A 26,507-nucleotide genomic window follows, 5' to 3' on the forward strand; every position below is an offset into this window, starting at 1 on the left:
TCCGTGTCCACTTTTTCAAGTTGTCGTGAAAAGTACGCAAGATTCGGATGAACCTGAATTCGGGGGACGTGATACCAGTTTCACCGATGAGCTCGGTGAAAAGCCGTTTGGGGTTTGGGGAGATGCCAGCCCGAACTCGGTGCTGAAAGATTTTCAACGCCCAAAGAATTTGATATCACGTCCCCGGAAATCGTGAACAGTGGAGGTGGCGTCAACCGAATTGGGTATATAAAACCAGCGCGGGAAGAGGGTTATGTATTTCGGCGGGAGTCGAGTTACCCCCAAAGTTACCCCCGAAAAGGCGACGGTGCCACCTTCACACAAAAAGTCAAAGAGCAATTCTAAGACGACGATATCACAACGGCGGCCGCCATTTTTTACCCTTCCGAAAAGAACAGCCCCCGCTTACCACCAGGGCGAACAGGAACCGGCCGCCACCGGATCAGCCGCCATCATCGCGGCCCCTTCACCCCTACCGTGTCCAGGTCGGCACGGCTTCACCCTGCGGGTTCCGCCCGACCGCCCCGGCCCCGTCCGGGGTTCCTCGAGTCGATCAGCTCGAGGGGTTCATCGAGGGTGGCGCTCGAGCAGAGACAAGCCGATCGGACGGCGCAACGTGCCGGCCAGCCGGCGGTGGAGAACAACGGAGAGAAAGAAAGATGGTGGCGGCCGTCGCGTGTTGCCCTCTGTGTCCTATTCGGTGCCCGGTTGCGCGGGGGTCAGAAACGCGCGGGGCTTGCCAGATATCGGCCCCGTGAACTCGGTGGTCAACCAGCGACTTACTGAGGAAAAACGCCCACAACAAAGGTTGTGAGCGCTTCCACCCAGCCGGGATTCATGCAAGAGGCGGTTTACAAAATTTGATCTCTGGCGAACGGTGCGCGTCCCTGACCCCTGACTGAACGACGCCCCGGAAGGACCCGCCGCATCACCCGACCGGCACGACGGCCCACCCCTTCCCCAGCCGATCAGCACAGGCACAGGCTTTTTCGTGGTTCCGGTGGAGATGCCCGCAGCGCTTCCCGGTCGAGTGTCGAGCTTCCCACCCCGCCGGCGGATGGTTCACCTGGTCGCCACGGACGACGGCCCGAAGCGGCTCGAGAGTCGCCACCAGGAACGGCGGGGTCTCGATCAGGCCCGCCGCCATGGCAAGCAGATGCCGGCGGTTCATTATTTGAACTCCGCGAACGGGTCGTCAAGCTCTGCAAACGGGTTGCGCTTCGTGTCCTTCGGTCCGGCCGCCTCCACCCTCGAGCGTGACGCCGGGGTTAGTCCGAACTCCACCAGGAACGCCCGCATTTCCTTTGACGCCTTCGTCGCAATGTTCAGATTCGGGTTCTGAGCAAGCACGCCGTTCGTGAGGGTGATAACCAGTCCCTCCCGCTTCACCGCTTCCATGGCCGCCGTCCAGATTGAATACTGGCCACAGTAAGCAGAGAACGCCGCCGCATCCCCGGCGGTCAACAGCCCACGGTCACGAAGCATCGGGAATAGCCTGTTCCATTCATCCCGGCCTGTTTGATCGAGGAACGCCGGCGGTTCGGCCCCAAGGTCGGGATACGTCGGCTCGTTCGGGTTGGTCCGGTGCTTCCGGAGCGTTCCAGAAAGCTTCTTCATCGCGGTAGGTTTACGTCTTGGCATGAGATACCCCCCTTTTCTACAGTTGGCCGTATAAAAATTTGATTCCACCCAACGGTCTCCCGTCATAAGGCGGGAGGGATTCGGTCCCCCCCTCCCGCCCCCCGTCAGTGCCGGGCGGAGTTCGCCACCTGGCACCGCCTGATGATCTCCTTCAGCCCCTCGATTCTTTGCTCATAGTCGAGAATTTCGGCCTCGCTCAGTGCAATCATCGCCTGGTTTGCTTCGCGGATCGCTCGCCAAGCGGCTTCGTTATCGCCACGCATGAGCGCCGCAAGGGTCGCTTCAAGCGCTTCCTTCGCCGGGTCCGTCGTCTGCTCGTCGTCTTGATCGGCGCCTCCCAGGCGCGTGATGTTTTTGTCCATATTGAATCTCCTTCTGTTCATTGTCTTGTTCCTCACGACAGCGCGAACCACAGCGCCACGAGAGGGAACACGCCCCAGCCCCAGGTCATCAGTTCGTTCTCGTTATACATGGATCGAGATATTCCTTTCGATCAGCTTGGAATTGGCGGGAGGATGGCACCGCTCACAGACGATCACGCCCCAGCGGCTCACCCATAACCGACCGCCGCCGCAGACGTGGCACGGCCCCACCGCCCGCACCGCCGCCGCCTCGGCATCCACGCGGTTCGTCCCGGCGTCAGTCTCGACCATGGCCGCCCGTTCGCTCACCACGTCGGCATGGTCGGATGGTGGAGTGATGGCCGGCCCCGCCCCGAGAACCGGCACGGGAACGGGCTTTCTCGGGGATTCCGCATTAGATGCCCGTGGTGAGGTCGAGACAGCCGACACCTCATCTTTGCCCGCCCCGTCGTTCCGAGAGGCTTTATCGGGCACCGTGGCGGCCGTCGCGTTCTGTATCGTTCGTCTTATATCGTCCAGTATGCGAAGCGCCCCGGCCTCGTCACCGGCCCGGTCGAGTTCGTCGGCTCGATCGAGCAGCCGGTGAACCTGGCCACGTAACACCGAGTCATCCGTCATGGTGCGCGTCATGGTGGCGACAAGATCGGCCGCAAGTGCTACGCGGTTCGCCTGGATCAGTTCGAGCAGGCGCCCGGTCGGCTTCGGTCGGCAACGCAACCCACCTTCCCGGAACTCGATCATGACCCCGGCAGAATGAAGTTCCTCAAGTATCGCGGCCGGCCTCATACTGCCTCCCATCCGTCGTCATCCGCCGCCGGCTTCGCCTGGTCATCGAAAAGGACTTCCTTGAATCCGTCCTCGGTCGGTCCGTATTGATGGCCGGTTCGCCCCTCGGGTTTCTCTGTAATACTGTGCGAACTTGGCGAACTTGGCGCAGTTGATGAACTGATCGGGGTTTCGGGAATTGCGCGCAGTTGCGAACTTGGCGAACTTGACCCCTCGCGTTCCTGACCGACGGCCTCAACTTCGCGAACTCCGCAAGCCCGCGAAGTTCCCGAGAACGGCTCTAATCCTTCAATTCCGCCAGATTCGCGAGTTTCGCACAATGTATATAACTTCGCCCGTTTGTTGTTCGCCGCTTTTGGCCCCGCTCGAACTTCAATTCTCGGCGGGGTTTCTGCCAGAAGATCGGACAGCGCCGCGTCGATTCGATCGCTCCCCACGTGGCCCGCGAAACAGTCGGAGTTGATCGCCGCTCGGCTTGTCTCTCCATGGGCGCGCAAGTATTCGATGATCTTCTCGGCAACCTCCCGCTTTTCTTCGGCCTCAAATTCGCCCTCATCGCTGAAAATGAACCGGACCGAATCCCTGGAATATCGAATCCATAACCACGCCGCTTCTATATGGTGAAGCTCAATGAACCTGGTTCTATCTGCCAGGGCAAAAAGCATGGCAAGCCGTAAAAGGTTCGGGGCGCGGCGTTCGAGAAGCGCATCGACAAGCGAACCATACCCGCAACGATTCAATTCACCCTGATATAATTCATCGTATCGGCTTGAGGCTTCATCGGTAAAGGCAAACAAAAGCCCGTCTTTCTCTCTGGGATAGTCGCCTTTCGCGAACTCGATCACGGCCCGCGTTCTTTCGGCAAGCGCTTCCATCACGCTTTTCGGGGTCGGTTTCGGCCTCGATACCAGCTTGTCGCGTTCGGCCCAGAAGATCAGAAAGCGGTTTGCAAAGCCGTTTGTCATCGCCTTCGTGTCGAGTTGTGCGCGCAATTCCCCCGGCGTGATGGCTCCCGATACTGCAACGTGAGGATCAGAAGCCCACACCCGCGCGCCCTTGATGGCCGGGCGGATGCTTTCGCCGTCCCATGCGTCGCGAAGCGCGGACGAAAGAGTATTCCCGTCCCGTTTCCCTTGTTGGAGGATGTTGTCAAACTCGTGTTCGATGATCCACAAACGCTTGTCTTCAATGGCGGGGATTTCGTCTTTGCCCTGCATCATAGCGTCATGAAGGATCATGGCAAGCCCTTCCCTGGTGGAAAGCCCGCCCGTGTGAAGCTGTCCAGGGAACGGGACGGCGCCGATGTCCACTGTCGCGGTCGCTTCGGTCTCGTTTCCTACAAGGTATTGCCGGATTCTCTTCACCAGGGAAAGGGCGTCACCCTTTCGCCCTCGGCTGGTGCGCCCGACGTGCAGCATGAACAGGCGGGCGTGATGCCGCGTGTTCCCGATGGAAAGGTAAGCATTTCGCCCAACGGCGGCCGAAAGGAACGCCAGAAAGCCCGCACATACGGCGTATGGGTTCGCCTCAGTTGTTCTTGATGCCGCGCGCGCCACGTCTCCCGCAAGGCCGTAAAGCATCGCCGGTTCCGGCCTCGGTTGGTTCCGGTGGTTGTCCGGCTGGTTCTCGGGTTGCCCATTCGCGCCGGCCGGTTCGGTCTTGGATTCCGGCACGCCACGCGGCTTCGCCTTCCCGGCCTCGATGCCGCTCTCGATCGTCTTTCGGATCTCGTCATCCGACAGGCCCGCCCCGATCGCGGCCCGGCGCAAGGCTTCCCGTGCTTCCGCCTCATCCAGGGCGCCGCCGCCGATCAATTGCCCGAGGGAATGGGCTTCATCATTCAAGGTCTGATTCCGCGAACCATCACACGCCTGGACGACAGCCGCCACGGCCTTTTCAAGTGCCCCGCGTGCGTATTTGTTCGCCCTGGTCGTGCTCGAGATGGTCGCCGTCGACCGGGGTTGTTCAGCCTTCGGGGCTTCGGGGGGAACGACGACGGGCACCGGCGCGGGGTTGTGGTAAGCATTCGGATCGTGCGACAGGAAGCACAGCCTTGATACGTCTTTCCCGGACGGGTCCGGCTCGATCCCCGTTTCCGCCTTCACCCGATCGGCAACGGCCCGCCACGCGCGCCCATGGTCGGAAGAGTCAGAGACGGCCGCCACGGCCTTCAGACCATCACCCGATGGGCTTGTGAAGCACACCGCGACGGCGGGATCAATCGTCAGAGCGGCGCGAACGGCCGGCATCTTATCCCCGAGATGGTCGAGGTCGACGACGAGAAGCCCGGACGGATCGACAAGACCGGCCTTGTTCCTTGCCTTGAACGTCCCGGACCAGGTGACGGCTGGAAGGTCTTTCTTGCCCTGGTCGTAAGCGGCTCGATTCCCGGCGGTCAGACAACCGCGCAAGCGTTCGATATCGGCCTTGAGTCGGTCGGACCGGATCAGTTCGACGGCCTCGGCAACGGTAACAGACTCCGCCGGCACGATCGCCCGGGCGCTCTTGAAGATGGAAAGGTGCGGCGTTGTCTCGTTCATCTCCGCACCTCCCGGCCCCGCGTGAACGGTTGCACGCGGTGAGGGTATCGGGTAGAATACTTTTCGGTATGGTGAGTCGTGCGCTTCGGCGTGCGGCTTCTTTTTTTCATGACACCACCCCCGAAGCGGCCCCGGCCGTGGTTACGACCAGATTCGGCCCTCGATAACGTTTTACCAGCATTGAGGCAAATATCATCGCGTGCCGGTTGTCGCTCATGGTCAATTCGTTGACCGCCTGGATGAACTCGGCTTGTTGCCGGATGCAATCCAAGAGCGCCTTTTCCTGGCGTGCCGCGAAGCGGGCAAATCCGAACGCGTGCATGATGGCGTATTGTGCTTCGTGCTCTTGGGTTCGCGCCGCTCTCATTGCCAGTTGAAAGCCCCGAAGGCTTCCGAACATTTCCCGCATCGTCTCAATGTCGTCTGCTGAGGTGTTCATCTTCAGAAACGCCGCTTCGAGCTTGGCCTCTTCTTCCGGGTTGATTTCCGGTTCTTTCAGGCCCTCCACAAGATCAGGCTTCGAGGTCATGCCGACACCCCGCCGGCTTTTTCGATCAGTGCGCGAATGTCTTCAACGCGCCAAGCGGTTATTTTTTCGCCCAGCTTGACGGGCTTGGGAAACTTGCCGGTCTTCACTCCCAGCCACCAAGTAGAGGGCGAAACGGGGATCGGACCCGGGACGCCATGTTTTCGGTCTCCGATAATCTGACGGAGCCGCAAAAACCCGCTTACAGGTAACATAATAAAAAATACCTCCGTATTAAATTGTGTTGCTTAACACGAAGGTATTCAAACACGGGCGATGAGCGCGAGTATTCCCGGCAATTTTCAAATAACCCGGTAATTAGCTCCTAGACGGCGTTTTGTCCTCTATTGGCTCCTCGAAAAGCTTACGTGCCTTGTAGTAAAGTTCTTCGGCCCTTGTTCCGCACATACCAAATAAATCTCCAACGCTCTCAAATAACGCCTTGTCGATTCTCTCTCCGTCCTTGTGCCGTCCCAGCGCGACAGCGTAAACCAAGAACATCTTTTCGTGTTCTTCCCGTGCGGTTTCAATCTTTCGCCTTTTTGGGAATGGCTTCCCGAAAACTTCATCCCAACTTCTCGCCTTGAAGTCGAAAACTGAATCGCAACGAGTGACGAATGCCTCGGCCAACCACCCAGGCGCAATCATTCCGCTCCTGGCACAGTCACGCATACATGAAAGTATTGCAAGGCCGTCTCCGCCCTCTATGGCTTCCCGCCGCTTATTGATTCGTTGGGCAACCTCCCACTGGTAATACGGCGAATGCCAGGTAAGCCAACGAGCAGCAGACTTCAACTCCGGCGGCTCCCCGTCGATCTTTGTCTGTTCAAGCGCCGCCTCATCAGCCGTTGCCGTCCATGGATCAAACATCACACACCTCCCCCAGCGGATTCCAGAGGAACCGGGAGCGCTTGCCCCCGGCCCCCTGTTCGGTTTATGCCGCGCTTTTTTGGCTGCGCTTCAGGTTGGCATAGTCGATCGTTACAGCATGGGCAACGTCCAGAGCCGATTCCACAAGGTGAGAGATTTTTTGAACATCGGCCGGGGTGAAGGCGCCACGTTGCCGCAGCGCTTGAAGTTCGTCCCACGCAATCCCGGTAAGGCTTTTGATCCGTTCGGCGGCCCGGCCGGCGTTGTCGGAAAAATCCTCGAGTTCGATCCTGTCCATGTCGTTCCTCCTGGGTGAATTTTCTAACGTCAGTATTGGCAGTAGGTCACTTGGGGTTTTTCAGATTTTCGGGGAATCTCTAACGTCAGTATTGGCAGTAGGTCACTTGACCGTTTTCAGATTTTCACGCCACCCGGCCGGGTCGGACGTTCTCGTTTTTTAGGCCGTCGAGATAATCGGCCCATTCCTGCATCATCCGCCGGCGGTCGTCGATGAACTGGGTCCGGTTGTATGCCCGCCCCAGGGGATCACGGACGGTATGGGCAAGCTGATGCTCGATAATGTCCACGGGGAAATGGAGAACCTCGTCAAGCAGCGTTCGAGCCATGGCCCGGAAGCCATGCCCGCACATTTCAGCCTTCGGGATGTTCATCCGGCGCATCGCTGCGAGAACGGCGTTATCGCTCATGGCCCGCTCCGCCGATCGAGCGCTCGGGAATACATACCGCCCGGCGCCGGTCAGGGGGTGCAGCTCCCGCAGGATCTCGACGGCCTGACGCGACAGCGGCACGACGTGTGGGGTTTTCGTCTTCGTGACGAGGAACTTCCATTCCGCCGTTTCGAGGTCGATATCGGCCCATTGTGCATTCCGCAGTTCCCCAGGGCGAACGAAGACGAGAGGGGCAAGCTTCAAGGCACAACGGACGATCAGATCACCATGGTATCCGTCCATGAGCCGCAGCAGATCACCCACCTTGTCGGGGTCGGTCACGGCTGCAAGGTGTTCTTTGTTCGCCGGCGGAATGGCGCCCCGAAGATCGGCGCAAGGGTCACGATCGGCCCGCCCCGTCTGGATGGCATACCGGAAAACCTGACTGCAATTCGACCGTGCACGATGGGCTGTCTCGATCGCGCCGCGTTCCTCGATCCGGCGCAGCACTTGGAGAATATCGCGGGGCTGCGTGGCGAGTTCGGCGATGGGCTTCCCACCGATCCACGGGAAGATATCCCGCTCGAAGCGCTGCATGATCCGAAGGGAATGACTCGGTGCCAAGTTCGCGGAAAACTTGGCGAACCATTCCCGGGTCACGGCCTCGAAGCTATTCGTCGCGTTCTCGGTCGCGGTCGCCTTCACCGCCTTCCGTTCGGCGCCTGGATCGACGCCGGCCTCGAGTAGTTTCTTGGCCGCGTCACGGCGTTCCCGTGCGTCTTTCAGGCCGGTGTCGGGGTAAGTCCCCAGGGAGAGAAGCCGTTCCTTGCCGGCGAAACGATACTTGAGACGCCACCACTTACCCCCGGCGGGGGTAACTTGAAGGAACAGCCCGCCACCGTCGAAAAGTTTCTGAGTCTTGGCAGAGGCTTTCACAGAACGTATCTGCGTGTCTGATAATGACATGGGGGTAACTCCTCTCGTGAAATGTCCTGTTACCCCTAAAGTTACCCCCAAAAAACCCCGGATGACAAGGTATCAAAATGGACGATATCGGGCGGTGAGAACAAAAAAACCCGCTTGCTAGGCGGGTTTTCAGATAAATTCGGACAATATCAAATTGTCCCACGGTGGAGGTGGCGGGAATCGAACCCGCGTCCGAAGAGGGTCACGAGCGCCATGCTACCATTATTCCCTGCGTTTAGAGGTTTAAGGTTTTCGTAACCCACAGGGGGGTCTCTACTCACCCGATCCGTCTGGTTTGTCTCGAAGCGGCGCGCCAGGGGCCCCACGCAACTTCCAGCCAGTTTATTCGACGGTTCTTCGGTATCTTACCGGCGGAATCTACCGGGAACCGCGCAGCCTAATTAGGCCGCGAGCGCAACGTTTTCGTTGGCCTTTGTTTTTGCGGTCGAATTTTTACGAGGCCGTTCGACCAACCTCGAATGGCAAGCGATCGATCGCACTCCCCGTCGAAACCAGGTCACCCCCGGGAAGGGCACTCCAAAGAGCATCGGGCGGTTCGACTCAACGAACCCGGTCGCAGGGTGGCGGCCGTCCCTATCTTTAAATGTATCACAAATCGGCCGGTTCAAAAAGAGTTCGGTCACCGATTGTCCGAACGATGAAGAAACGCTCCCAGCTGCCCTGATCCGTGGCCCGGGCAGGGCGGCGTATTGCGGGGGGCGTGCGGGGGTGGTAGCATGAACGGACAGATACAGCGGTATTCGGGCAATCCGGGGCGGACTGCCTTGTTGTGAGAGGTTCGTGCTGATCCTGCCGTGTTTCCATCACGAGGCGGCCGCCGGCGGCGGTTTTGCCGATTTCTCGTTTTCTCCGCGTTCTTTCGCGCGCGTATGGGCTTTGGAGGCATTACTACTCGTCTCATATGGTATTGCGTCCTGCAGAACGAAAATCACCCGTTCGCCCTGAGCTTGTCGAAGGGCGAGAGCAGTTCGTGCTTCGACAGGCTTAGCGCGAACGGGAACGGGAACGGGAAATGGGCTTTTGGTATGTAGAAATCGATAACACCCCCACTGAACATACAAGACGAGTAGTATGTAAAATACGCCGTTCGGGCCTACAGATACGATCTTTCCGGCCCTGCCCACTCGTTCAAACCCGCCAATCTGCATGTCATGACCGCGATCGTATGATCTTGCGGGCGATTCGAGCTGAAAATAGCAAATAATATAGTAGCGACGGATCTGCGTGAGGTGTGAGCGGGAGACGCGGGCGTGACGGGGATGGTGTAGAATCGGGAGATGGGAAACGAGCATTCGCAACCTGGTCCGCTGCCCGCAGGGTATGTGGGTGATCCGATCCGGCCGCCGGCCGAGGCGGGGAGCGTCATTCTGCAGGCGACGACCGGGTGCCCGCACAACCGGTGTGCATTCTGCGCGGCCTACCGAGGCGTCGGATTCCGCGTCCGCGGTCCCGACGAGTTCGAGGCCCACGCCCGGCTGATCGCGGCGCTCGAGGGAAACGGCGGGGCGCGGGTATTTCTCGCCGACGGTGACACGATGCGCCTTCCGACCGCCCGACTGCTCGAGCTGGTCGAGATCGCGAAGCGCGTGTTCCCCGATGCGCGCCGGTTTTCGCTCTACGCGGGCGCCCGCGGAATCCTGGCAAAAAGCGGGGTGGAGCTCGCGCGGCTCAAGGAGGCTGGGTTCAACACCCTGTATCTCGGCCTCGAGAGCGGTTCCGAAGAAATTCTGAGAAACATGGAAAAAGACGCGACCGCGGCTGAGATGACGGAGGCCGTCGTCTCGGCCCAGAACGCGGGCCTGCGTGTGTCTGTCATGGCCCTGCTCGGCCTGGGCGGAACGACGCACTCGAAGGAGCACGCGGAGGCCACGGCAGCCGTCCTCAACCGCATGCAGCCGCGCCTGCTGAGCTTCCTCACGCTGATCCCCGTTCCCGGCACGCCTCTCTGGGCGCGCATCGAATCAGGTTCGTTCGCCCTCCCCGATGCGCGGGGCATGCTGTGCGAACTCCGGAACCTGGTCGCCGGCCTGGAATTGAACCGCACGGTGTTCACGGCGAACCACGCCTCGTCGTATCTCCCCCTCGAAGGCGCCCTGCCGCGCGACCGCGACCGGCTGCTCGCCGAGCTCGACGCCGCGATCGCCGGTTCCCGCCGCCTCGTGCCGGAAGTCTGGCGGGGGCTTTGACTGGGTTCCACCCGTTTCGCGTTCCCGTTCGGAGTGACCTTTTCGAAGCACGAGAGGCCTTCGCCCTTCAACAAGCTCAGGGCGAACGGGGAAATGCAGGATTCAGGAACGTCGGGGAGGCTGCCGGCGAACGCCAATGGGCGAAATACGTGTTCTGATTCTTTTGACAACCACGGACCGACCTGTTACTGTTGTTGTCATAGAGACAAATATTGTTGGGACGATCGGGTCTGGTTGCGCCGGTATGGGATCAAAACAAATGACCTACTATACAAACGCGAGGAGAGATCATGTCTGAACTTACCCCTGAACAGGAAGCGAAAATCATCGGTGACAGCGTCGCCAAGGTCGAGCGGTATCTCCGGAAAGGCGGCCCCTTCGAGATCCTCGAGGAAAACTTTTATCGTGTTCGCAGCGGGTCTGCGCAGGTTCTCATCTCGGTGAATCTCCTCGGGAACGGCAAGCCTTTCGTCCGTCTCCTGTCCCACGTTCTTCGCGACGTGAACAAAGCCGGCAACGAGGCGATGTTCGAGGAGTTCTCCAGTCTCAACAACGAATGGGTTTTCGGAAAGATCTACTGGCTGGAGCAGGAGAAAACCCCGGGAACAGGCTGCATCATGGTCGAGCACAACCTTTTGGCCGAGTTCCTCGACTTCGAGGAGCTGGCTGCCGCGATCGGGTGCCTGTGCTACGTCGCCGACGAGATCGACGACAAACTCAAGGCAAAATACGGCGGCAAGCGATTCATCGACGCGTAAACGCCCCCAGGAGGGCTCCTGAATGACTGACGCCAGGCTGGTTCCCTTCACGAATGTCCTGACCGCCTCGCTTCCGCGGTGGTTCCAGAGCGCGCTCGATACAGCCGCCTCCGAGTGCAAGCGCCGCGGCCACACATGTCTCGACCTGCCGCACCTCCTCCTGGGAATTCTTCGCGATTGCCCCCAGCTGATCCAGGCAAAGATTTCCGCCGACCAGCGGGGGAAACTCGAGGACTCTCTTCTGAAAGGCCTGGAAAAAGAGTCGGCGAAGTTTTCCCCCGACGTGAGCGGCGTTTCCCTGCCGGAACCGCTGGCAGCGGCCATCCGGGCGTATGACGTCGGCGGCATGGGCAATGCGGGAGGTGATTTCCTCACTGTCCTGGAAGCCCATCTTCCCGGACAACTCGATTTCTGGCTTGCCCGGGAGCCTGGGTCGACCGCCGTTCCGCCGACTGCACGCGTGGAAGGGAAGCTGCCGCAGGAGGATACCCACACGCCGGCGAAACCGGCGCCCGAGCAGCCGGCCACGGAGAAAGCCAGCGAAAAACCTGAGGCAGAGCCACCGGCCGCGGGGCCGGCCATCATCAGGCCGCCCTATACCGTGATCTGGGACGACGCATTCCTGAATGATGCTCCGGAAGAACTGCCGGGCCGGGAACTCGAAGTCCAGAGCCTGGCCATCGAACTGTCACGGAGGACCCCGTCGGGGATCATCATCCTCGGCCCGCCGAAGAGCGGCAAGACGACCCTCGTCCGGTCGTTCGCCCGCATGGTCCGCAAGGGGTGCTGGAAGCCGCTGGAAGGATTCACGTTCTATGGCCTCGACATGCCGACCCTGGTCTCAGGCATCCCCGCCGGAACCATATCCCACGCCGATTTCATCGAAACCATCACGAAGGTCGCCCAAAATCCGCGGGCGATTCTCGTCGTCGACCCCGCCCACATCCTGTTCGGCCTCGGTGGCCCCGGCGGGTTCCACGACCTGTTGTCCGACTTCCGCGGCGTCCTCCTCCATCGGACGCTTCGCGTCCTGTTCGTCATGGCGCCGAAATTCCAGAAGGAAATCATCGAGGACAATCTCGTGCTGACGCCCCTGCACAGGATATCCCTCGGTTTCCTGAGTGGCCAGGCCCTTTCCCGAACGGTCGAGATCGGCCTGCAGAACATCGGAAGGACCTACCGGAAGACCGTTCCGGCCGCCCTTGGTGGCAAGGCCCTCGAACTTCACGGCGACATGGGCCGCGCGCAGGTTTGCGTGGGAGACGTCCTGAAGACCGTCGAGACATCCTGCATCCTGGCTGAATTCGCCGGCCGGCCTGATGTTTCCCCGGACGACCTGATCCTGGCATATCAGCGTGAGCAGAAGGCCCCTGACGTTTCCGCGCAGGAACGGCTCGCCAACCTCGAGGAGGAACTGGCGCGACGGGTGAAGGGCCAGTCCGAGGCCATCCGCGCCGTTGCCCCGCGCATCCGCATGACCCGTCTGCAGCTCGACCGCAATCCCAACCGTCCGGACGGCGTTTTTCTCTTCCTCGGTCCGTCCGGGGTCGGCAAGACCGAACTCGCCAAGGCGATCACCCTTTCCCTGTACAACGATCTGACGCGGTTGATCCGGCTGGACATGTCCGAGTTCATGAGCGAGCACGAGTACAGCAAGCTGATCGGCGCCCCGCCCGGGTACGTCGGGCATGGCGAAGACGGCCATCTGACCGGTCCCGTCGCCCGTCTCGGGCATGGCGTCATTCTTCTCGACGAGATCGAGAAGGCGCACCCGGCCATTCTCAAGATGTTCCTTCAGGTGTTCGACGAGGGGTTCCTGACCGACGGGCGCGGCCGCCGGGTCGATTTCAGCCGGTGCGTCATGATCATGACCTCGAACCTTGGCCGCGAGCTGTATGCAGAAGGCAAGCCGAAGCTCGGGTTCCTCAAACCGTCAGACGGCGAAGGCGCGCCGGCTTCCATCGAGACGCTGAACTACCTGCTGAAGATCCTGCCGAGCGAGTTCATCAACCGGATCGACAAGATCGTCCCCTTCCAGCCGCTGTCGAAAGAGCACCTCGCCGAGATCGCCAGAAAAATGCTGGACGAGGAGACCGAGCGCTGGCTGAAGAGGGGATACACGCTCACGTTCGGCGACGAGATCATCCCCCTGCTGATCGACAGCGGATATGATCCGCGCCTGGGGGCCCGCCACCTGACGCGGAATTTCGAGGGCATGATCACCCAGCTCCTCTCGGAAGCCGCCTGCCGGGAAGACTGGGTGAAATTCCATTCCCTGCGGATCGCCGCGGAGAAGGGGACCGTTCAGCTTTTCAAGGGCTGAGGCGCTTTCGGCTACTTTCTCAGCCGGCTGAGGCCGTTGTTGGTCGAGATCCAGAGGTTGAGGTCGTCGACGGCGAGGCCGTTCACGCGGTTGCCGGGCAGGCCGTCGAAGGGGCAGACGTCGAGCATGCCGGCGTTCGGGTTGCCGGGCCAGGACCAGGCCGAGACGGGCACCGCCTGGGGCGGGTCGGACGGCCAGATCAGCGGTTTCATGACGCTGTCGACCATGACTGCCGCCGTTCCGCCGTGTTTCATGACGCCCTGGAACAGGCTCAGCCGCGTCACGCCGTCGGCCGTGCCGATCCAGAGCACCAGCTGGTCGGTGTCGTTCGCCGTTTCGTCCCACAGCAACGCCTGAACGTCGTTCGTATAGCATCCGAAATATGTCACGTCGACGTGCTGGGCCTGGTCGCCCGCGAACACGTCGAGGCCTTTCCTCGTGCCGACGTAGAGAATGCCGCGCTTCACTGCGAGGGCCGCAATCGCGTCGTCGGAAAGGGCCTTCGTTCCGAACGATTCCATGCGGGTCCAGACCGAGCCGTTCCAGATGAAGATGCCGCTCGATTTCGTGCCGACATAGACGTTGTCGCCTTCGGCGCAGATCACGGTCACCGGCGAGGGGAACATGGCGCGGCCGGCCGCGGTCGCATCGGCCGGAAGCCCGTCGGCGGGCAGACGTTCGAACCGGCCCTCGCTCAGCCGAAAGACCGAGCCGCTCATGCCGGCGACGCCGCCCGTTCCCACGAGCAGCGTCGAGCCGTCGCGGCAGATCGCCGTGACGTTCGTGTCGGACAGGCCGTCTTTCCCGCGCAAGAACCTCCAGGCGTCGTTTTGCGTGTCGAGCAGGGCGAGACCGCCGCCCTGGCCGCCTCCACCGGCGGCGGGGAAGCCGTCGGGCGAGAGGCCGAACGTGTTGATCTCGCTCGTGAAATCCAGCGTGCCGGGCAGATTGGGCCACGGATCGAACCGGGCCTGGGTGCGATTGAACGCGTACAGGAAGCATCCGCCAACGGAAGGCGGTCGGATGCCGGTCCAGACGGTTGTGCCGACCGCCGTTCCGACGGAGGCGTGGCCCTGGTTGACGATGTAGGCGTAGAAGTTGCCCTGGCCGATATGGGGAACCTCGCGGTGCGTGTAGCGGGCCGCGCCCTCGGAGGTGCAGAACGCCGCCCAGGTCAGTTCCTGATGGATCGTGCGCGGCTTGATGACGGGGGGGCGCGCATGGCAGTCCGGGCAGGCTTTTTTTCCGCCCTGCGCGATCAGCCGGGTGCAGGTTGCGCAGGGGCAGGAGCCGCGCCCCCGCAGTTGGGGCAGCCCCGAGGCGTTCATCAGTTCGTAGTCGTGGAGCGCCTCGTCCCGGCCCTCGACGGTCAGCGCGGTCACGTCGTCGGACGGCAGGCCGGAGTTGCGGGTCGAGAAGCTCTGCCAGGCGTTCCCGCCGAGGTTGGGGTTCAGGTCCTGGATATACACGCCTTCCCGGGTGCCGACCCAAAGCTGGGACGTGTTCTGTTGCCACGCGAGGCCGGTGACCCAGGTCGAGCCGGGCGAGCCCTCTTCGGCTTCATACGGGTGATACGCCCCGCCGCTCCAGCGCAGGAGGCCCCCGCCAGCCGTTCCGAGGACGACCCAGTCTTCGAGCGTCGAGCTGAGTTCCATCTTCAGCGGCCGGTTCTTGTAGTAGGCGATCGCGGAGATCCATTCGAAGGCGAGGCCGTCGCGCTCGGTCGTGTGCGCCTCGATCGCCTCGCCGCGGATGATGGCCCAGCCTTTGGTCGTGCCGGCCAGAAGCCCCAGGGGCGAGCTGCAGAGGGCGGTGACGTGCGCCCCCGGCAGACCGCGTTCCTCGGTCAAAACGTCGAGCGAGTCGCCGCGCAGCCTCGCCAGGCCTTTCATCGTGCCGGCGAAGATCGTGCCGTCGTGGACCGCGAGGCAGGTGATCCCGTTGTCTGGAAGCCCGTTGTCGGTGGTGTAAACCTTCACGGTGCCGCCCTCGTCGCGGCGCGCGAGTCCGTCGGACGTGCCGATCAGCAGGTCGGTGTCGCGACGAGCCAGGGCCGTCACGGTCATGCCGGGCAGCCCCTGAGCTGTCGTGAGGCGCAGCTTCGGCTGGCCCCACTCGTCATGGAGCGTCAGCCCTCCGTTTTCATACCCGACCCAGACGTCGTCGCCGTCGATCAGGGCGCACAGGGCCCGCTTCAGATCGGGAGCGGGCGGTTCGAGCCTGACCCAGGTTGGGCCGGCCTGCGCGGCGAGGGGGGCGATGACGAGCAGAAGGACGACCGCCAGGCTGCGCAGGACGCTCACTTGGCCATGCCCCTGATGCGTTCGGCGAGCCCGTCGAGCCGCCGCAGGAGCGCGTCCCTGTCGGAATGCGTCACCGCCTCGACGGCCGCGCGAAGCCTCGCGAGAGCGTCGAGGGCGTCCTGCCGGCTTTCATCCGATAGTCGCTGTTTCAGCTCTTCTTCGGGGATGTCCTCGGGTTCGCGGAGCGTCTCGTCCGTCGCCGCGACAAATAAATACTCATTGATATTATTCAGAGCCTCGCCGACGTGGACGCCCGTCGGTTGGGCGCGGAGATACCGTCCGGACGTGTCGTCGACCCGGGAGAGCATCAGGTCGTAAAACCCCTCGGTCTCGCCGGGAGTCGGCTGATGCGCCGCTTTCCACGCCATCTCGTCGGCCTGGGGAAGTCCCTTGCATTTTTCGTAAAGGTCCCAGAATATATTGTATTTGCACATATACATGGCGGCCGGCTCGGAGTAGACGAGTTCGTCGGCGTATGCGGAAACGGCGGCCGGAACAGCGTCTGGAACGGAAGAACGGCCGGATTCGCGGAGATATCGATTGAGGGCCAGGAGAGCCCAGAATTCGAGGCCGGCGCGCGAAGCCTCGGACGACGCCTGCCCGATCGCGCCGCGAAGGAGCTGGTGCAGTTCGAGGAGTTCGTTCGGGGTTTGTTTCTCGAGATCGAGGCGCGCGTTCGCGAGCGTCATGAACGCGGCGTCGCGGTCGGTCCCCGAAACGGGGATGGTGAACGCGCCGAATATCCAGCCGTCACGGCCGTCGGGAAGTGCGACCCGATACCATCTGCCGGATCGGGAGCCGATCTTTTCTTCCTTCGCGCCGATTTCCAGTTCGTCGACCAGGGTGCCGAGAGCGAGTTTCCCGACTTCGGCGGCAGAGACGGAAGGGGTTGCGCGGAGACGGACGCCGGAACCGGAAACGATGCGTTGAGGCTTTCCCGGAGCGATGGTTTGCGTCGGCGATGCAACAAGAGGGACCGGGGGCGGCTCGACCGCGGAAACGACCGAAATGGTCTCGGATGTGGAGGCGAGGGGAAGAGAGGAGGATATCGAGGCTGTCGCAGGAGCGAAAATGGGGGTTGACGAAACCGCCGGCGTGGCGGGCGGCTCCGGGGCCTGGAGGGCAAGCTCGACGGGCAGTTCCTCTTTCAGGATGCCGTTGATCATGATCTGGACACGATCGCCGGGCCATGCCGCCAGTTCGAGCCTGATGACCTCGCCTCCTTTGTGAAGGCCCATGTGGGCGAGCCGCGGCGTGCCGCTGGCGACGTGCATGATCCGGATCGTCCGGGAGAACCCGCCCGCAGGGACGGTATAGGAAAAGGACGTCGGTACCGGGGCGTCGCTGGCGAAACTGGGCGCCCCTCCGTGAAACAGCGACATCGAGAACGCGGCGGCCAAGGCAAATTGTTTCATGACGAAGGTTCCTCTCGGTTCTGGATATGATTCAGCTCAGAACGCTCATCCGCAGATGACGCAGATGCTCTCGCCCTTCGACAGGCTCAGGGCGAACGGGGGGTTTGCATTCTGCAGGAACTAATAAGATGAAACCCGGAGTCTGCCGTTGGAAGTATAGCAGGTTGTCACCGCGTGTTTCACGGAGCAATCACGAAAATTCGCATCATGGGCTGTTCTGGCGTTCGTCCTCTTTTCGCTTGACATTCGCCTTTTGTTCGCCTATGATCAAGGCAACGAACGATGATTGGAGGCGCGCCATGTCACCTGATCCGCTGACACCGAAACAGCAGGCCGTGTTGCAGTTCGTTCGCTCGTTTTTCGCCTCGCACGGGTATGCCCCCACCATCGCCGAAATCTGCGCCGGGCTGCATCTGTCGTCATCGGCGACGGTGCACAAGCATCTGCGCATGCTCGTCGAAAAAGGGCATCTCGACGCCCTTCCGCGGCGGTCCCGGGGCCTGCAGGTGAAGGCGCCGGCGGCTTCGGTGCGCGGGATCGACGTGCCGCTTCTGGGAACGGTCACCGCCGGCCGGCCGATCGAGATGTCCGACTGGAACGAGACGATCACGCTGCCCGAGTGCATGATCGGCCGGGGCGAGACGTTCGTCCTGCGGGTTCGGGGCGAGTCGATGATCGACGAGGCAATCCGGGACGGAGACCTCGTCGTTGTAGAGAAGCGTGACACGGCTCCGAACGGTGAGATGGTCATCGCGTGCCTCGACCACGAGCAGGTGACGCTCAAGCGGCTGTATCACGAAGGGCGCCGGGTTCGGCTCCAGCCGTCGAACCCGGCGATGCCGCCGATCGTCGTCGAGGGATGCGACGTCACGATCAAGGGCGTCGTGATCGGTATCCTGCGGCGTTACCGGCCGATGTGACGAGGGAGGTTTCGTGTGATCGCATGTTTGTCGGAATATAGACAACTGTATACATTCGCAGAGGTGAACTCCGTGAACGCGCACCGCATCGAACGTGCCGATGAAAAGCGCCGAGACGCCGTGGCGACGGCCCGGCTGTTGCGCGAGGCGCTTCTGTTGAAGCTGGCCGAAACCGAGTCTCGGATCGAATCCTGTCGGCATCGCGTCGATGCGATCGAAGGGCGATTCGGTCTCACGCAGGCCGAACTCGACTCGGCTCTCGCGCGGCGCAGCCTCGCGATATCAGAGGAAGAGGCCGCAGCCTGGCACGCCGAGCTCGAACTGCTCGACGCGCTGGCGATCGACAGACAGCTTCTCCTGGCGATCCTGGGATGACGAAGGGGCCTTCCATGTCGGGGAATACGCGGCGGCTACTTCTCGTCTCAGAAATAACACACAATCACCCGCATACTCGATACCGTTCGTGCTGAACTTGTCGAAGCACGAATGCACTCGCCCTCCGACAAGCTCAGGGCGAATGGCTGTGTCATGTCGGCCTGGTGGAAATATATTTTACTCGTGATAGTTGTTGCCTAACATATGAGACATATGAGACGAGGAGTAGCGATCCGGGCCGTCTTGCTCTTGTTGATTTCTCCGAATTGAAAGCCACGTTGTTCACTCCGTTCGTGCCGGGCAGCGATTACGAACCAGCGCTCGCCCCGTGTTTCCAATGTTCGCCCTTCGATCCCTTACAGGACGGATGGTTGATTTTCCCTCCCCAGGACTCAATAAGAACTTTAGCCGGTGCCTGAAGAGGCGGATGATGGTAAAATTTCCCGGAAGGGATTTTTCCCGTCAGGAGGCTCCCCTTCGAAATCATGCCCATGATGGTTTGATCGATCGAAAAGATACGAAAGGAACTCGCGACATGAAGATCATGTTCCTCGCCTTTGCGGTTCTTGCTTTCACGGTTGCCCCGGCCATTCCAGCTGATGCTATCACGCTCAGCTATGGTACGGGAAAGACCCAGGTCGGGTTCATCAACCAGAACAACCAGCCCGGGATCGAAGAACTCCAGCCCTGGGGTCCCCTGTCGTTCAGAGTGCATGGCGGAGAGTTTTGGGTCGCCGATACGGTCGGAGGGCGCATTCTGCACCTCTCTAACGATGCGAAGCTCCTCCGAGAACTCGACATCGGAACGACCAGCGCCATGCTCGAAGACATCGCCCTCAAACTCGATGCCGCCGGGAAGGTGGAAGGCGTGCTCGCTCTCCGCTCCGACACCCAGGAAGCCGTTCTGATGAGTCTCGACGGCAAGGTGTTGACGAAATACGGCGGCCAGGGCGATGGGCCGGGCAAATTCCTGCAGGCGACGTTCGTCGATGTCTCTCCCTCAGGCAACGTCTTCGTCGCCGACACGGGCAGCCAGGTGCTGTGCGTGTTCAACCCCGACGGAAGCGTTCTGCGCGAAATGCACTGGGAATGGTCGGGCTTCGCTCTCGACCCGGCCGGCAACCTCGCCCGCCTCCAGTGGGACGACAAGGCGAAGATCGGTCATCTCGTCATCGAGACCCCGGCCGGAAAGAAGATCAACGACATCGGTCTTCAGATCGAGGAGCACACCAACCCGAAGTTGTGGATGGTCGGGAAAGACGGTTCGTCGCTCGTCACCTATATCCCGCCCGAGGGCTTCAAAGGCGAATACGCGTGGGTGATCTGCGACAAATTCGGCAAGGTCACCTCGTCGGGGCGCGTGAAGCCGCCCGTCGTCATGAACCGGTATCTCGCCCAAGACACCGACGGAACTTGGTATCTCGGCGTCGGCGATTATAACGAGGCGCCGAACGGGAACCTGAAATTCGAGAAACACGAGTTCAAGTAAAGGCCGTCCTCGTCCGCTGGCGATCATCACCCCGGCTCGAAGAGCCGGGGTGATGCGTCTCAATGAATAATACGGGATAGCCCGGCAGCGGGCGGTGAGGTATACTTGGAGGCGGAAGAAAGGCGCGTCGAAAACGGGCGCGCGGAAGATACGAGACCCCAGTCGAGGAATGAATCATGGATTTTCGCATCATCGATCTGGCCGGAAAGACTCTGTACACGGGGCAGCTCCAGCCCGATTCGAACGGCGTCACGATCGGCAGCAGCGAACTGTGTGGCGTGAGAATCAAGGCCCGCGGCATCGCGGTCGAGCATGTCCAGCTTCAGGTGAACCGGCGTGGCGAGGTCACCATCCAGGACCTTCAGAGCCCGCTCGGCACCTGGGTCGATGACAAGCGCATCCCGCCCGGCTTTCTCGTGACGATCGGGGTCGGCAACCGGGTGAAGCTGAGCGACGACATCTTCCTCGTGCTCGACGAAAGCGGGAGCGGTGCGGGAAACGCCGGTCTGATCGACGAGTCGCTGCCGGTGATCTTCCCTTTTTTCCTGACGCAGAACGAAAAGTCCGTCCGGCGCATGTTCGACGATCTCCGGGGTAAAATCCCGTCGCAGCTCCACCCGGCCGTCCGGGCGACCGAGGTCGAGGTGGCCGAGAAGGTGCGCGATCTGTCGGGCATTCTCGAAGTGAGCATGGCCCTCAACTCGATCTTCAGCTTCCAGAAACTGCTCGAGTTCACCATCGAAATGGCGATGAAGGTGACGGGCGCCGGCCGCGGTTTCATCATGCTGTTCAACGAAGAATTGGACCGCCTGGAAACGGTCGTTCAGCGCCAGATGGGCGCTCGTGAAATAGCTCGTGATATCCTTGCGACCTCCTCGCTCGTCATGCAGTGCTTTCGCACCGGCAAGACGATCGTCGAGCACGAGGGCAACGAAGCGACCTCGACCGAGGCCAAGAAGGCGATCGAGCGCGGCATCCGGGCCGTCGCCGTCACTCCGCTACGCAATCAGAATGCCACGATAGGGGTTCTCTATCTCGACTCGAAGGATCCCGGCGTCGTGTTCAACGAGCACAACCAGGAATTGCTGAAGGTATTCGCGGCCCAGGCCTCGCTCGCGATCCATCGCGCGCGGCTGTTCTACCTGGCGACGACGGACAATCTCACCGGCATGTCGAACCAGAAGCATTTTCACCAGCGACTCCTGGAAGAGTTCTGCCGGGCCCAGCGCCACAAGGAGCCGCTCTCGCTCGTGCTCCTCGATCTCGACCATTTCCGGGACCTGAACGAACGGTACGGGGAATCGGCCGCCGACCAGGTGCTCAAGCGCGTCGGGAGGATGTTCCGCGGCGGCATGCGCGTCCACGACCTCGTGTCTCGATTCGGCGGCGACGAGTTCGCCCTGCTGCTTCCGCAGACCCCGTCGGACGGGGCCATGATCGTCGCCGAGAAGTTGCGGGAAATGATCGAGAAGACGTCGTTCCGGTCCGGCAAGCGCGCCATGCACGTGACGGCGAGCCTGGGCGTCGCAACGTTGAAAGCCGGCATCAACAAGCCGATGGACCTGTTCGTCGCCGCCGAGCAGGCGATGAACCGTGCCCGCGAGACAGGCGGAAACAAGGTTCTGGCGCCGGCGGAGTCGCGGCGGCGGTCGGCAGCCGCCGGTGAGAAATCCTCATGAAAAAACCAGGCGATATCGATACCGGCCGGTTCTGGACGAAAAGCGACGATCTCGACCGCCTCGGCGGCCTTCCGGTCGCAGGACGTCCTGCCGACGATCTGGCATCGCGCGTTGCGCGCGGCCTCGGCAACCCTGCAGGCGCGAAGACCCCGGGCGGCGCTCCGACCGCTCCGCCCGCCGAAGATCACGACCGGGACCGCGACTGGCGGATTCACAAGACGTTCGCCGAACTGCACGAACGCCACGGGAAGCCCTTCCTGCGCTTCGTCGGCGACTTGCTCGACATTCTGTTGAGCGGTACGCTCCAGACCAGGCTCATCCGCGAACTGCTCGAAGAGAGCTTCGCGCGCATCCGCCGCCGGAAAGGCCCCCGCGAATGCCGGACGACCTCGACGGGCGTCCCGTTCAGCGGCTCGAAGGAAAAGGAAGAGGTCCTGCTGGGCGGCGAGCCGTACCAGCACCCGCGCCACTACCTCCGCCGCAAAACGCTTCTGGCCACGTTGTTTCTCGATCCCGACGAGTATCCTGGCTTCCGCAAACTGCTGGAGCAGATCGAGCGGGTGTGCGAAAGCGAAAGAGCCGACGAAACCCCGATTCCGACGACGCCGGCCGAACGCAATACTGCGTTGCGCGAGTGTTTCGAGCGGTTGAGAAACGAGATCACCCAGGCCGATGTCCTTCTCGCCTGGGAACTGCTGGCCGCGGACGAGTTCGCGCAGCTCGAGACGGCGTTCCTCGAGACCCGCTCGCTGAATCTCGTCCGGCCGACCTATTACGGCGATCTCGACGCGGCCTACCGCGAAGCGAAGAAGCGGCTCAAGCAGGTGATCGCCGAGTTCGAGACGGCCTTTCCGCCCGATGCGGCGAAGCAGGAGACCATCATCGACGCGTTGTACGACCTGCTGGAGGTCTACACGCACCATCATTTCGTGCTGAAACATTATCACCAGACCCGGCCGAGCTTTTCGCGGGGCGAGGTCGAAGCGATGCGTCTCGAGTTGCAGGGGCGCATTGATGCCATGCGGCAGGAGGGCGTGGCGCTGCGCGAGGAGAACAGGCGTCTTCAGGCCGCCGCCGATGCCGCGACCGCCGATTCCCGCGTCGCGAGACAACTCGCCGAAGAGGCGATGCAGAAGCTGCGGAAACTCGATCCCGTCGAGGTCGAGCGCCAGAAGCGGGCGATGGAGGCGAAGGTCAGCCAGGCCCAGCGCGAACTCCAGGCGACGCTCGAGGAGGACGCGGAGCTGCGGAAGGCCCTGCGCGAGCTCGACGAGGAGAACCAGGCGCTGACGAGGCAGCTGCGCGAGTTGCACGCGCTGCCCGACGAGAACGCGAAGTCGGTCGAGGGGCTGCTGCGGGGCAAGCGCGTGGCCATCTTCGGAGGCGTCGGCGTCGACCATTACTGGCCTGTTTTGCGCGAGGCCGGCGTCATGGAGGGCGATTACGAATGGTACGACGGGTATCACACCATTCCTCAGTCGCGAACCTGCGAGATCGTCGGCCGGTGCGACGTCGTCGTGGTTGTTACCGCGTATGCGGGGCACCTGCACCTGTTCCAGACGCGCGCCTGCATTCGGTCCGACCAGACCTTGCTATTGATTCACAAGAGCGGAGCCGGCTCGCTCAGAAAAGAGCTGATCGAGAAGTTCAGGCCCGGCCGCGCTTGAACCCGCCGGTGCAAGGAACGGTGCCTTCATGACGGAGTTTTTCCCAAACGCCGGCAGATTTTTTCGAGGATTGTTCATCGTCCTGGTCTTCGGTGCTTTTCCCGTTCTGACCGTCGGCTACGGCCTGCGCCAGATCGGCAGTCTCGAGGAAGAACGGACGACGGCTTCGCTCGTCTCGCGGCAGGAGCAGATGGTGACATCGGCTCATGAGGCTGATGACCATGAGGTGCTTCGGGCGCAAACCCTGAAAAACGTGTTTCAGCGCATGCAGAAGCTTATTCCCGACGCTTCTGCTGCCGAAAGACCCCCGGAAAAGGCGAAGAGGCTACTCGAGCGGCTGTTTCGCCTGTTTCCCGACCAACTGGAGATTTACTTCTTCTCAGAGGACGGGTATCTTCCCGCAATCAGCCGGGGCCCGCGAACCAGAGGCATTCTCGAACGGGGATTCCGGGCTCTTCACAATGGGTATGTTCGCGGGCGGATGACGGGAGCGGAACACGGCCTGCTGTGCGCCCTGTTTCGGGTGAACTCCGCGGATACGCTTCCGTATGGGCGCGGGAACTATCAAATCCTGATTCCCCGTCCGCGCGACTCCGGCATGATGTGGAAATTCAACGAGGAACATCCATCGTACGTTTTCGGCGTTATCGCGATATTTCACGACGGGCCTGCGGATCCCGACCGGCCGCTTCGCCGGGCGGTTCAACGGATGAATAGCTTCCAGAAAGAAGTCACCGTGGGGTGGTGCCGCCAGGACTCCTCCGGAGCGCTGCATTTCACGCCTGACAGCATCGCGCGGGACCCGGACATCATGCGGGAAACCCTGGCGGCGTTTTCCCGGTTCGACAGACGGGTTCTGACGGAGCACTCGCTTGCGACCGTCATCAGCCGGCGGAACGGCGGGTATCTGGTCGCGGTCTCGAAACGGCCCCGGCTGATTTCCCCGAATCTTCGGCTTGCGCTGATGCTGTTCGGTGCCGGCTGGATTCTGCTGATCTTCTGGAAATGCGACCGGATCGGGGTCGGCTTCGGCACCCGACTGCCCATCAAACTCGGCGGCCTGTTCTTTCTCGCGGCGGGCATTCCCTCCGTTCTGCTCGTCGTCAGCGGGTCGTATGCCTTGCGCGACCATGCGAACGTCCGGAGGCAGATGCTCGAGGATTTCGTGATTTCACGGGTCAGGACGTTCGACGAGCGTGTCGGGGAACGGTTCGTCCTGCTCGAAAATGCCCTTGCGAAGGTCGTGGAGAAAGCACAGAAAACGGACAATCTGGAGGCTCGGGCGGCGATCTTCAGCACGCTGGAGAGCGTCGATATGGTCGATCAATTGATCGTCATCAACGGCAAGGGCGAGCGAAACGTCGCCTATTTCAAAAAGGAAGAGTCCGTGCCCCAGTCCCAGAAAAAGCTGGTGTTTTCGATAGGTCAGGAAGTCATCCGGCGAATGCAGGGTTCCTCCGACGTCGATGCGACGTCGCTTACCGTCGATGCCGTTTCGGATTTCGCGGGCGGCCTCATGGGAAAAGGGTTTTTGAGCGCTGATCAGATCATTCGCGGCATGAAGCGGTTCCAGAATGTCCGGTTAGGGGCCGGGAGCGGCATGTTTTATGAAAACACGCTCCTGGGAAAAGGCGGACAGCCGGAATGGCTGGTTCATGTCGGAATCGACCGGAACAATTTCCAGTTCAATTACTGCAAAAGGGAATACCAGGCCCTGCGTCGGGCAAGCGACCTTCCCATACGCCTCAGCGCAGTGAGCGTCGTGAAGTCGCCCTGGAACGTTTTCGATGAAACCATGGACATACGGAACACTCACCGCATGGCCTCGCTTGCGATCGTCGGACGGGTTATCGCACGAGAAGTCCGGCAGGAATACGGAGAAGACATCCTTTGGATTGCGTTCCCCTGCCGGATTCTCGACAATTACACCCTGGTGGCGAAAGCCTCGCTGGGCAGTGTCACGGTTGCGATCGACCATCTCTGGCGGCAACTCTGGCTTTTGGCCGGCATGCTTCTCTGCTCCGGCGCGCTCATGGCCTGGCTGCTGACGGAGCAGGTTCTTTTGCCTCTGCGGGACGTCGCGACCGGGATCGAAGCGATCGCGCGGCGCGATTTCCGGCACCGGGTGCCGGTCCGCTCCGCGGACGAGCTGGGCGAGATCGCCGGGCTGATGAATCGTGTCACGGAGGGCATGCGCGATCTCGAAGTCGCGCGCGTCGTCCAGGAAAGCCTGTTGCCGATGGCGGGAATCACGAGTGGAGAGTTCGAAATTGCCGGCATAAGCAGGGCCATGACCGATATCGGCGGCGACTACTTCGATTACAAGGTGATCGACGAGCGGTATCTGGTCGGTCTGGTCGGGGACGTTGCCGGGCACGGGGTGCCGGCCGCCCTGATCATGGGAATGGCGAAGAGCGCCTTTTCGCTGCTCGCGAAGTCGGACCAGCCGCTGGACACCTTTGTGACGGCCTTCAACGAGTTGCTGGTCAGCCAGGGCGTGAAGCGCAAGCACATGATGACGATGTTCTGCTTCGCTCTGGACATGAAAACGGGGCATCTCGACGTGCTGAACAGCGGCCACAATTTTCCCTTCCTGTTCAAGGTCGAGACGGGCGCCGCGAAAGAGATCGAGATCGTCGGGCATCCCCTGGGCGTCAAGAAGAAGATCGCATTGAAGCGTGGTCAGGTCGACCTGGCGCCGGGCGACGCTCTCGTGTTGTATACCGACGGTCTGATCGAGTCGCGCAACGCCTCGGGGGCCATCATCGGCTACCAGCGGGTCGCCGAGTGGGTTGCCAGGCAGGCCTCGAAGCCGGGGAACGATGCGAAACAGGTCGTCGGCGCAATCTTCGCCGCCTTCGACGAGTTCATCGGCGCCGAGCTGGCCGGAGACGACGTCACGGTCGTGTGCCTGCGCCGCCGCCCCCTTGTAACCGGCGCCGGGAACGTGTAGGGTAATGACGCCCGGTTCGGGCTAAATCCCGGCGGCGTGTCCGCCGTTTCGGAAGGGTG

22 protein-coding genes and 1 other RNA gene are annotated in these 26,507 nt (G+C 61.6%); 10 read left to right on the plus strand and 13 right to left on the minus strand.

Features of this window, described 5'->3' with window-relative positions; translation table 11 throughout:
* Positions 1 to 196, plus strand: a 196-nt coding sequence (locus PLU72_12605; protein HOT29018.1) for a hypothetical protein, incomplete at its 5' end; no start/stop codon positions are given.
* A 732-nt stretch (positions 197 to 928) separates the two neighbouring features.
* Here PLU72_12605 and PLU72_12610 read toward each other — a convergent pair.
* From PLU72_12610 to ssrA, 11 genes are all read right to left on the minus strand, one after another.
* Entirely contained in the window at positions 929 to 1,171 is a 243-nt protein-coding gene (locus PLU72_12610; GenBank protein HOT29019.1) for a hypothetical protein, read from the minus strand.
* A complete protein-coding gene (locus PLU72_12615) occupies positions 1,171 to 1,641 on the minus strand; it encodes a phage terminase small subunit P27 family (protein ID HOT29020.1) in 471 nt (156 codons plus the stop codon). Before PLU72_12615 ends, PLU72_12610 begins: the two co-directional genes overlap by 1 nt.
* A gap of 104 nt (positions 1,642 to 1,745) precedes the next feature.
* Positions 1,746 to 2,003 (minus strand): hypothetical protein, encoded by a 258-nt coding sequence (locus PLU72_12620; GenBank protein ID HOT29021.1) that lies wholly within the window; start codon positions 2,001 to 2,003, stop codon positions 1,746 to 1,748.
* A gap of 102 nt (positions 2,004 to 2,105) precedes the next feature.
* A complete protein-coding gene (locus PLU72_12625) occupies positions 2,106 to 2,789 on the minus strand; it encodes a hypothetical protein (protein HOT29022.1) in 684 nt (227 codons plus the stop codon).
* Positions 2,786 to 5,329 (minus strand): BT4734/BF3469 family protein, encoded by a 2,544-nt coding sequence (locus tag PLU72_12630; protein ID HOT29023.1) that lies wholly within the window; start codon positions 5,327 to 5,329, stop codon positions 2,786 to 2,788. The genes PLU72_12625 and PLU72_12630 overlap by 4 nt, the downstream gene beginning before the upstream one ends.
* A 106-nt stretch (positions 5,330 to 5,435) precedes the next feature.
* The gene (locus PLU72_12635) at positions 5,436 to 5,858 is read right to left on the minus strand and encodes a hypothetical protein (GenBank protein HOT29024.1); all 423 of its coding nucleotides are present in this window, start codon (positions 5,856 to 5,858) and stop codon (positions 5,436 to 5,438) included.
* On the minus strand, positions 5,855 to 6,070 hold the full coding sequence (locus tag PLU72_12640; GenBank protein ID HOT29025.1) for an AlpA family phage regulatory protein: 216 nt from the start codon (positions 6,068 to 6,070) through the stop codon (positions 5,855 to 5,857). Before PLU72_12640 ends, PLU72_12635 begins: the two co-directional genes overlap by 4 nt.
* Before the next feature lie 103 nt (positions 6,071 to 6,173).
* Complete coding sequence (locus PLU72_12645; protein HOT29026.1) at positions 6,174 to 6,725, minus strand: hypothetical protein; 552 nt, start codon at positions 6,723 to 6,725, stop codon at positions 6,174 to 6,176.
* Between the two features lie 64 nt (positions 6,726 to 6,789).
* Complete coding sequence (locus tag PLU72_12650) at positions 6,790 to 7,023, minus strand: hypothetical protein (protein HOT29027.1); 234 nt, start codon at positions 7,021 to 7,023, stop codon at positions 6,790 to 6,792.
* A 124-nt stretch (positions 7,024 to 7,147) separates the two neighbouring features.
* A complete protein-coding gene (locus PLU72_12655) occupies positions 7,148 to 8,359 on the minus strand; it encodes an integrase arm-type DNA-binding domain-containing protein (protein HOT29028.1) in 1,212 nt (403 codons plus the stop codon).
* A 162-nt stretch (positions 8,360 to 8,521) separates the two neighbouring features.
* Positions 8,522 to 8,884: a transfer-messenger RNA gene (ssrA, locus tag PLU72_12660) on the minus strand.
* Positions 8,885 to 9,702: 818 nt separating this feature from the next.
* Between ssrA and PLU72_12665 the strand changes: the two genes are divergently transcribed.
* The 3 genes from PLU72_12665 (at position 9,703) to PLU72_12675 (ending at position 13,647) form a co-directional block, all read left to right on the plus strand.
* Positions 9,703 to 10,566 (plus strand): radical SAM protein, encoded by an 864-nt coding sequence (locus tag PLU72_12665; protein ID HOT29029.1) that lies wholly within the window; start codon positions 9,703 to 9,705, stop codon positions 10,564 to 10,566.
* Between the two features lie 290 nt (positions 10,567 to 10,856).
* Positions 10,857 to 11,324, plus strand: a complete 468-nt coding sequence (locus tag PLU72_12670) for a YbjN domain-containing protein (protein ID HOT29030.1) — start codon at positions 10,857 to 10,859, stop codon at positions 11,322 to 11,324.
* A gap of 22 nt (positions 11,325 to 11,346) precedes the next feature.
* The gene (locus PLU72_12675; protein HOT29031.1) at positions 11,347 to 13,647 is read left to right on the plus strand and encodes an AAA family ATPase; all 2,301 of its coding nucleotides are present in this window, start codon (positions 11,347 to 11,349) and stop codon (positions 13,645 to 13,647) included.
* Positions 13,648 to 13,658: 11 nt separating this feature from the next.
* Here PLU72_12675 and PLU72_12680 read toward each other — a convergent pair whose 3' ends face one another.
* Both PLU72_12680 and PLU72_12685 read right to left on the minus strand, forming a co-directional pair.
* Complete coding sequence (locus tag PLU72_12680) at positions 13,659 to 15,950, minus strand: hypothetical protein (protein ID HOT29032.1); 2,292 nt, start codon at positions 15,948 to 15,950, stop codon at positions 13,659 to 13,661.
* A complete protein-coding gene (locus PLU72_12685) occupies positions 15,947 to 17,365 on the minus strand; it encodes an SH3 domain-containing protein (GenBank protein HOT29033.1) in 1,419 nt (472 codons plus the stop codon). The genes PLU72_12680 and PLU72_12685 overlap by 4 nt, the downstream gene beginning before the upstream one ends.
* Before the next feature lie 299 nt (positions 17,366 to 17,664).
* Here PLU72_12685 and lexA point away from each other — a divergent pair, with 299 nt between their 5' ends.
* The 6 genes from lexA (at position 17,665) to PLU72_12715 (ending at position 26,448) form a co-directional block, all read left to right on the plus strand.
* Positions 17,665 to 18,285: a transcriptional repressor LexA gene (lexA, locus tag PLU72_12690; protein HOT29034.1), complete on the plus strand. Its 621-nt coding sequence runs from the start codon at positions 17,665 to 17,667 to the stop codon at positions 18,283 to 18,285.
* A gap of 15 nt (positions 18,286 to 18,300) precedes the next feature.
* Complete coding sequence (locus tag PLU72_12695; protein HOT29035.1) at positions 18,301 to 18,660, plus strand: hypothetical protein; 360 nt, start codon at positions 18,301 to 18,303, stop codon at positions 18,658 to 18,660.
* A gap of 535 nt (positions 18,661 to 19,195) precedes the next feature.
* Positions 19,196 to 20,149, plus strand: a complete 954-nt coding sequence (locus PLU72_12700) for a hypothetical protein (GenBank protein ID HOT29036.1) — start codon at positions 19,196 to 19,198, stop codon at positions 20,147 to 20,149.
* A gap of 176 nt (positions 20,150 to 20,325) precedes the next feature.
* Positions 20,326 to 21,828 (plus strand): diguanylate cyclase, encoded by a 1,503-nt coding sequence (locus PLU72_12705; protein HOT29037.1) that lies wholly within the window; start codon positions 20,326 to 20,328, stop codon positions 21,826 to 21,828.
* The gene (locus tag PLU72_12710; protein HOT29038.1) at positions 21,825 to 23,495 is read left to right on the plus strand and encodes a hypothetical protein; all 1,671 of its coding nucleotides are present in this window, start codon (positions 21,825 to 21,827) and stop codon (positions 23,493 to 23,495) included. Before PLU72_12705 ends, PLU72_12710 begins: the two co-directional genes overlap by 4 nt.
* Before the next feature lie 28 nt (positions 23,496 to 23,523).
* Positions 23,524 to 26,448 carry a SpoIIE family protein phosphatase gene (locus tag PLU72_12715; GenBank protein ID HOT29039.1) on the plus strand — a complete coding sequence of 975 codons (2,925 nt, stop codon included), beginning with the start codon at positions 23,524 to 23,526 and terminating at the stop codon, positions 26,446 to 26,448.
* The last annotated feature ends 59 nt before the right edge of the window (positions 26,449 to 26,507 follow it).

The sequence above is a fragment of the Candidatus Ozemobacteraceae bacterium genome, assembly GCA_035373905.1.
In the GTDB taxonomy this organism is placed as follows: Bacteria; Muiribacteriota; Ozemobacteria; order Ozemobacterales; family Ozemobacteraceae; genus MWAR01.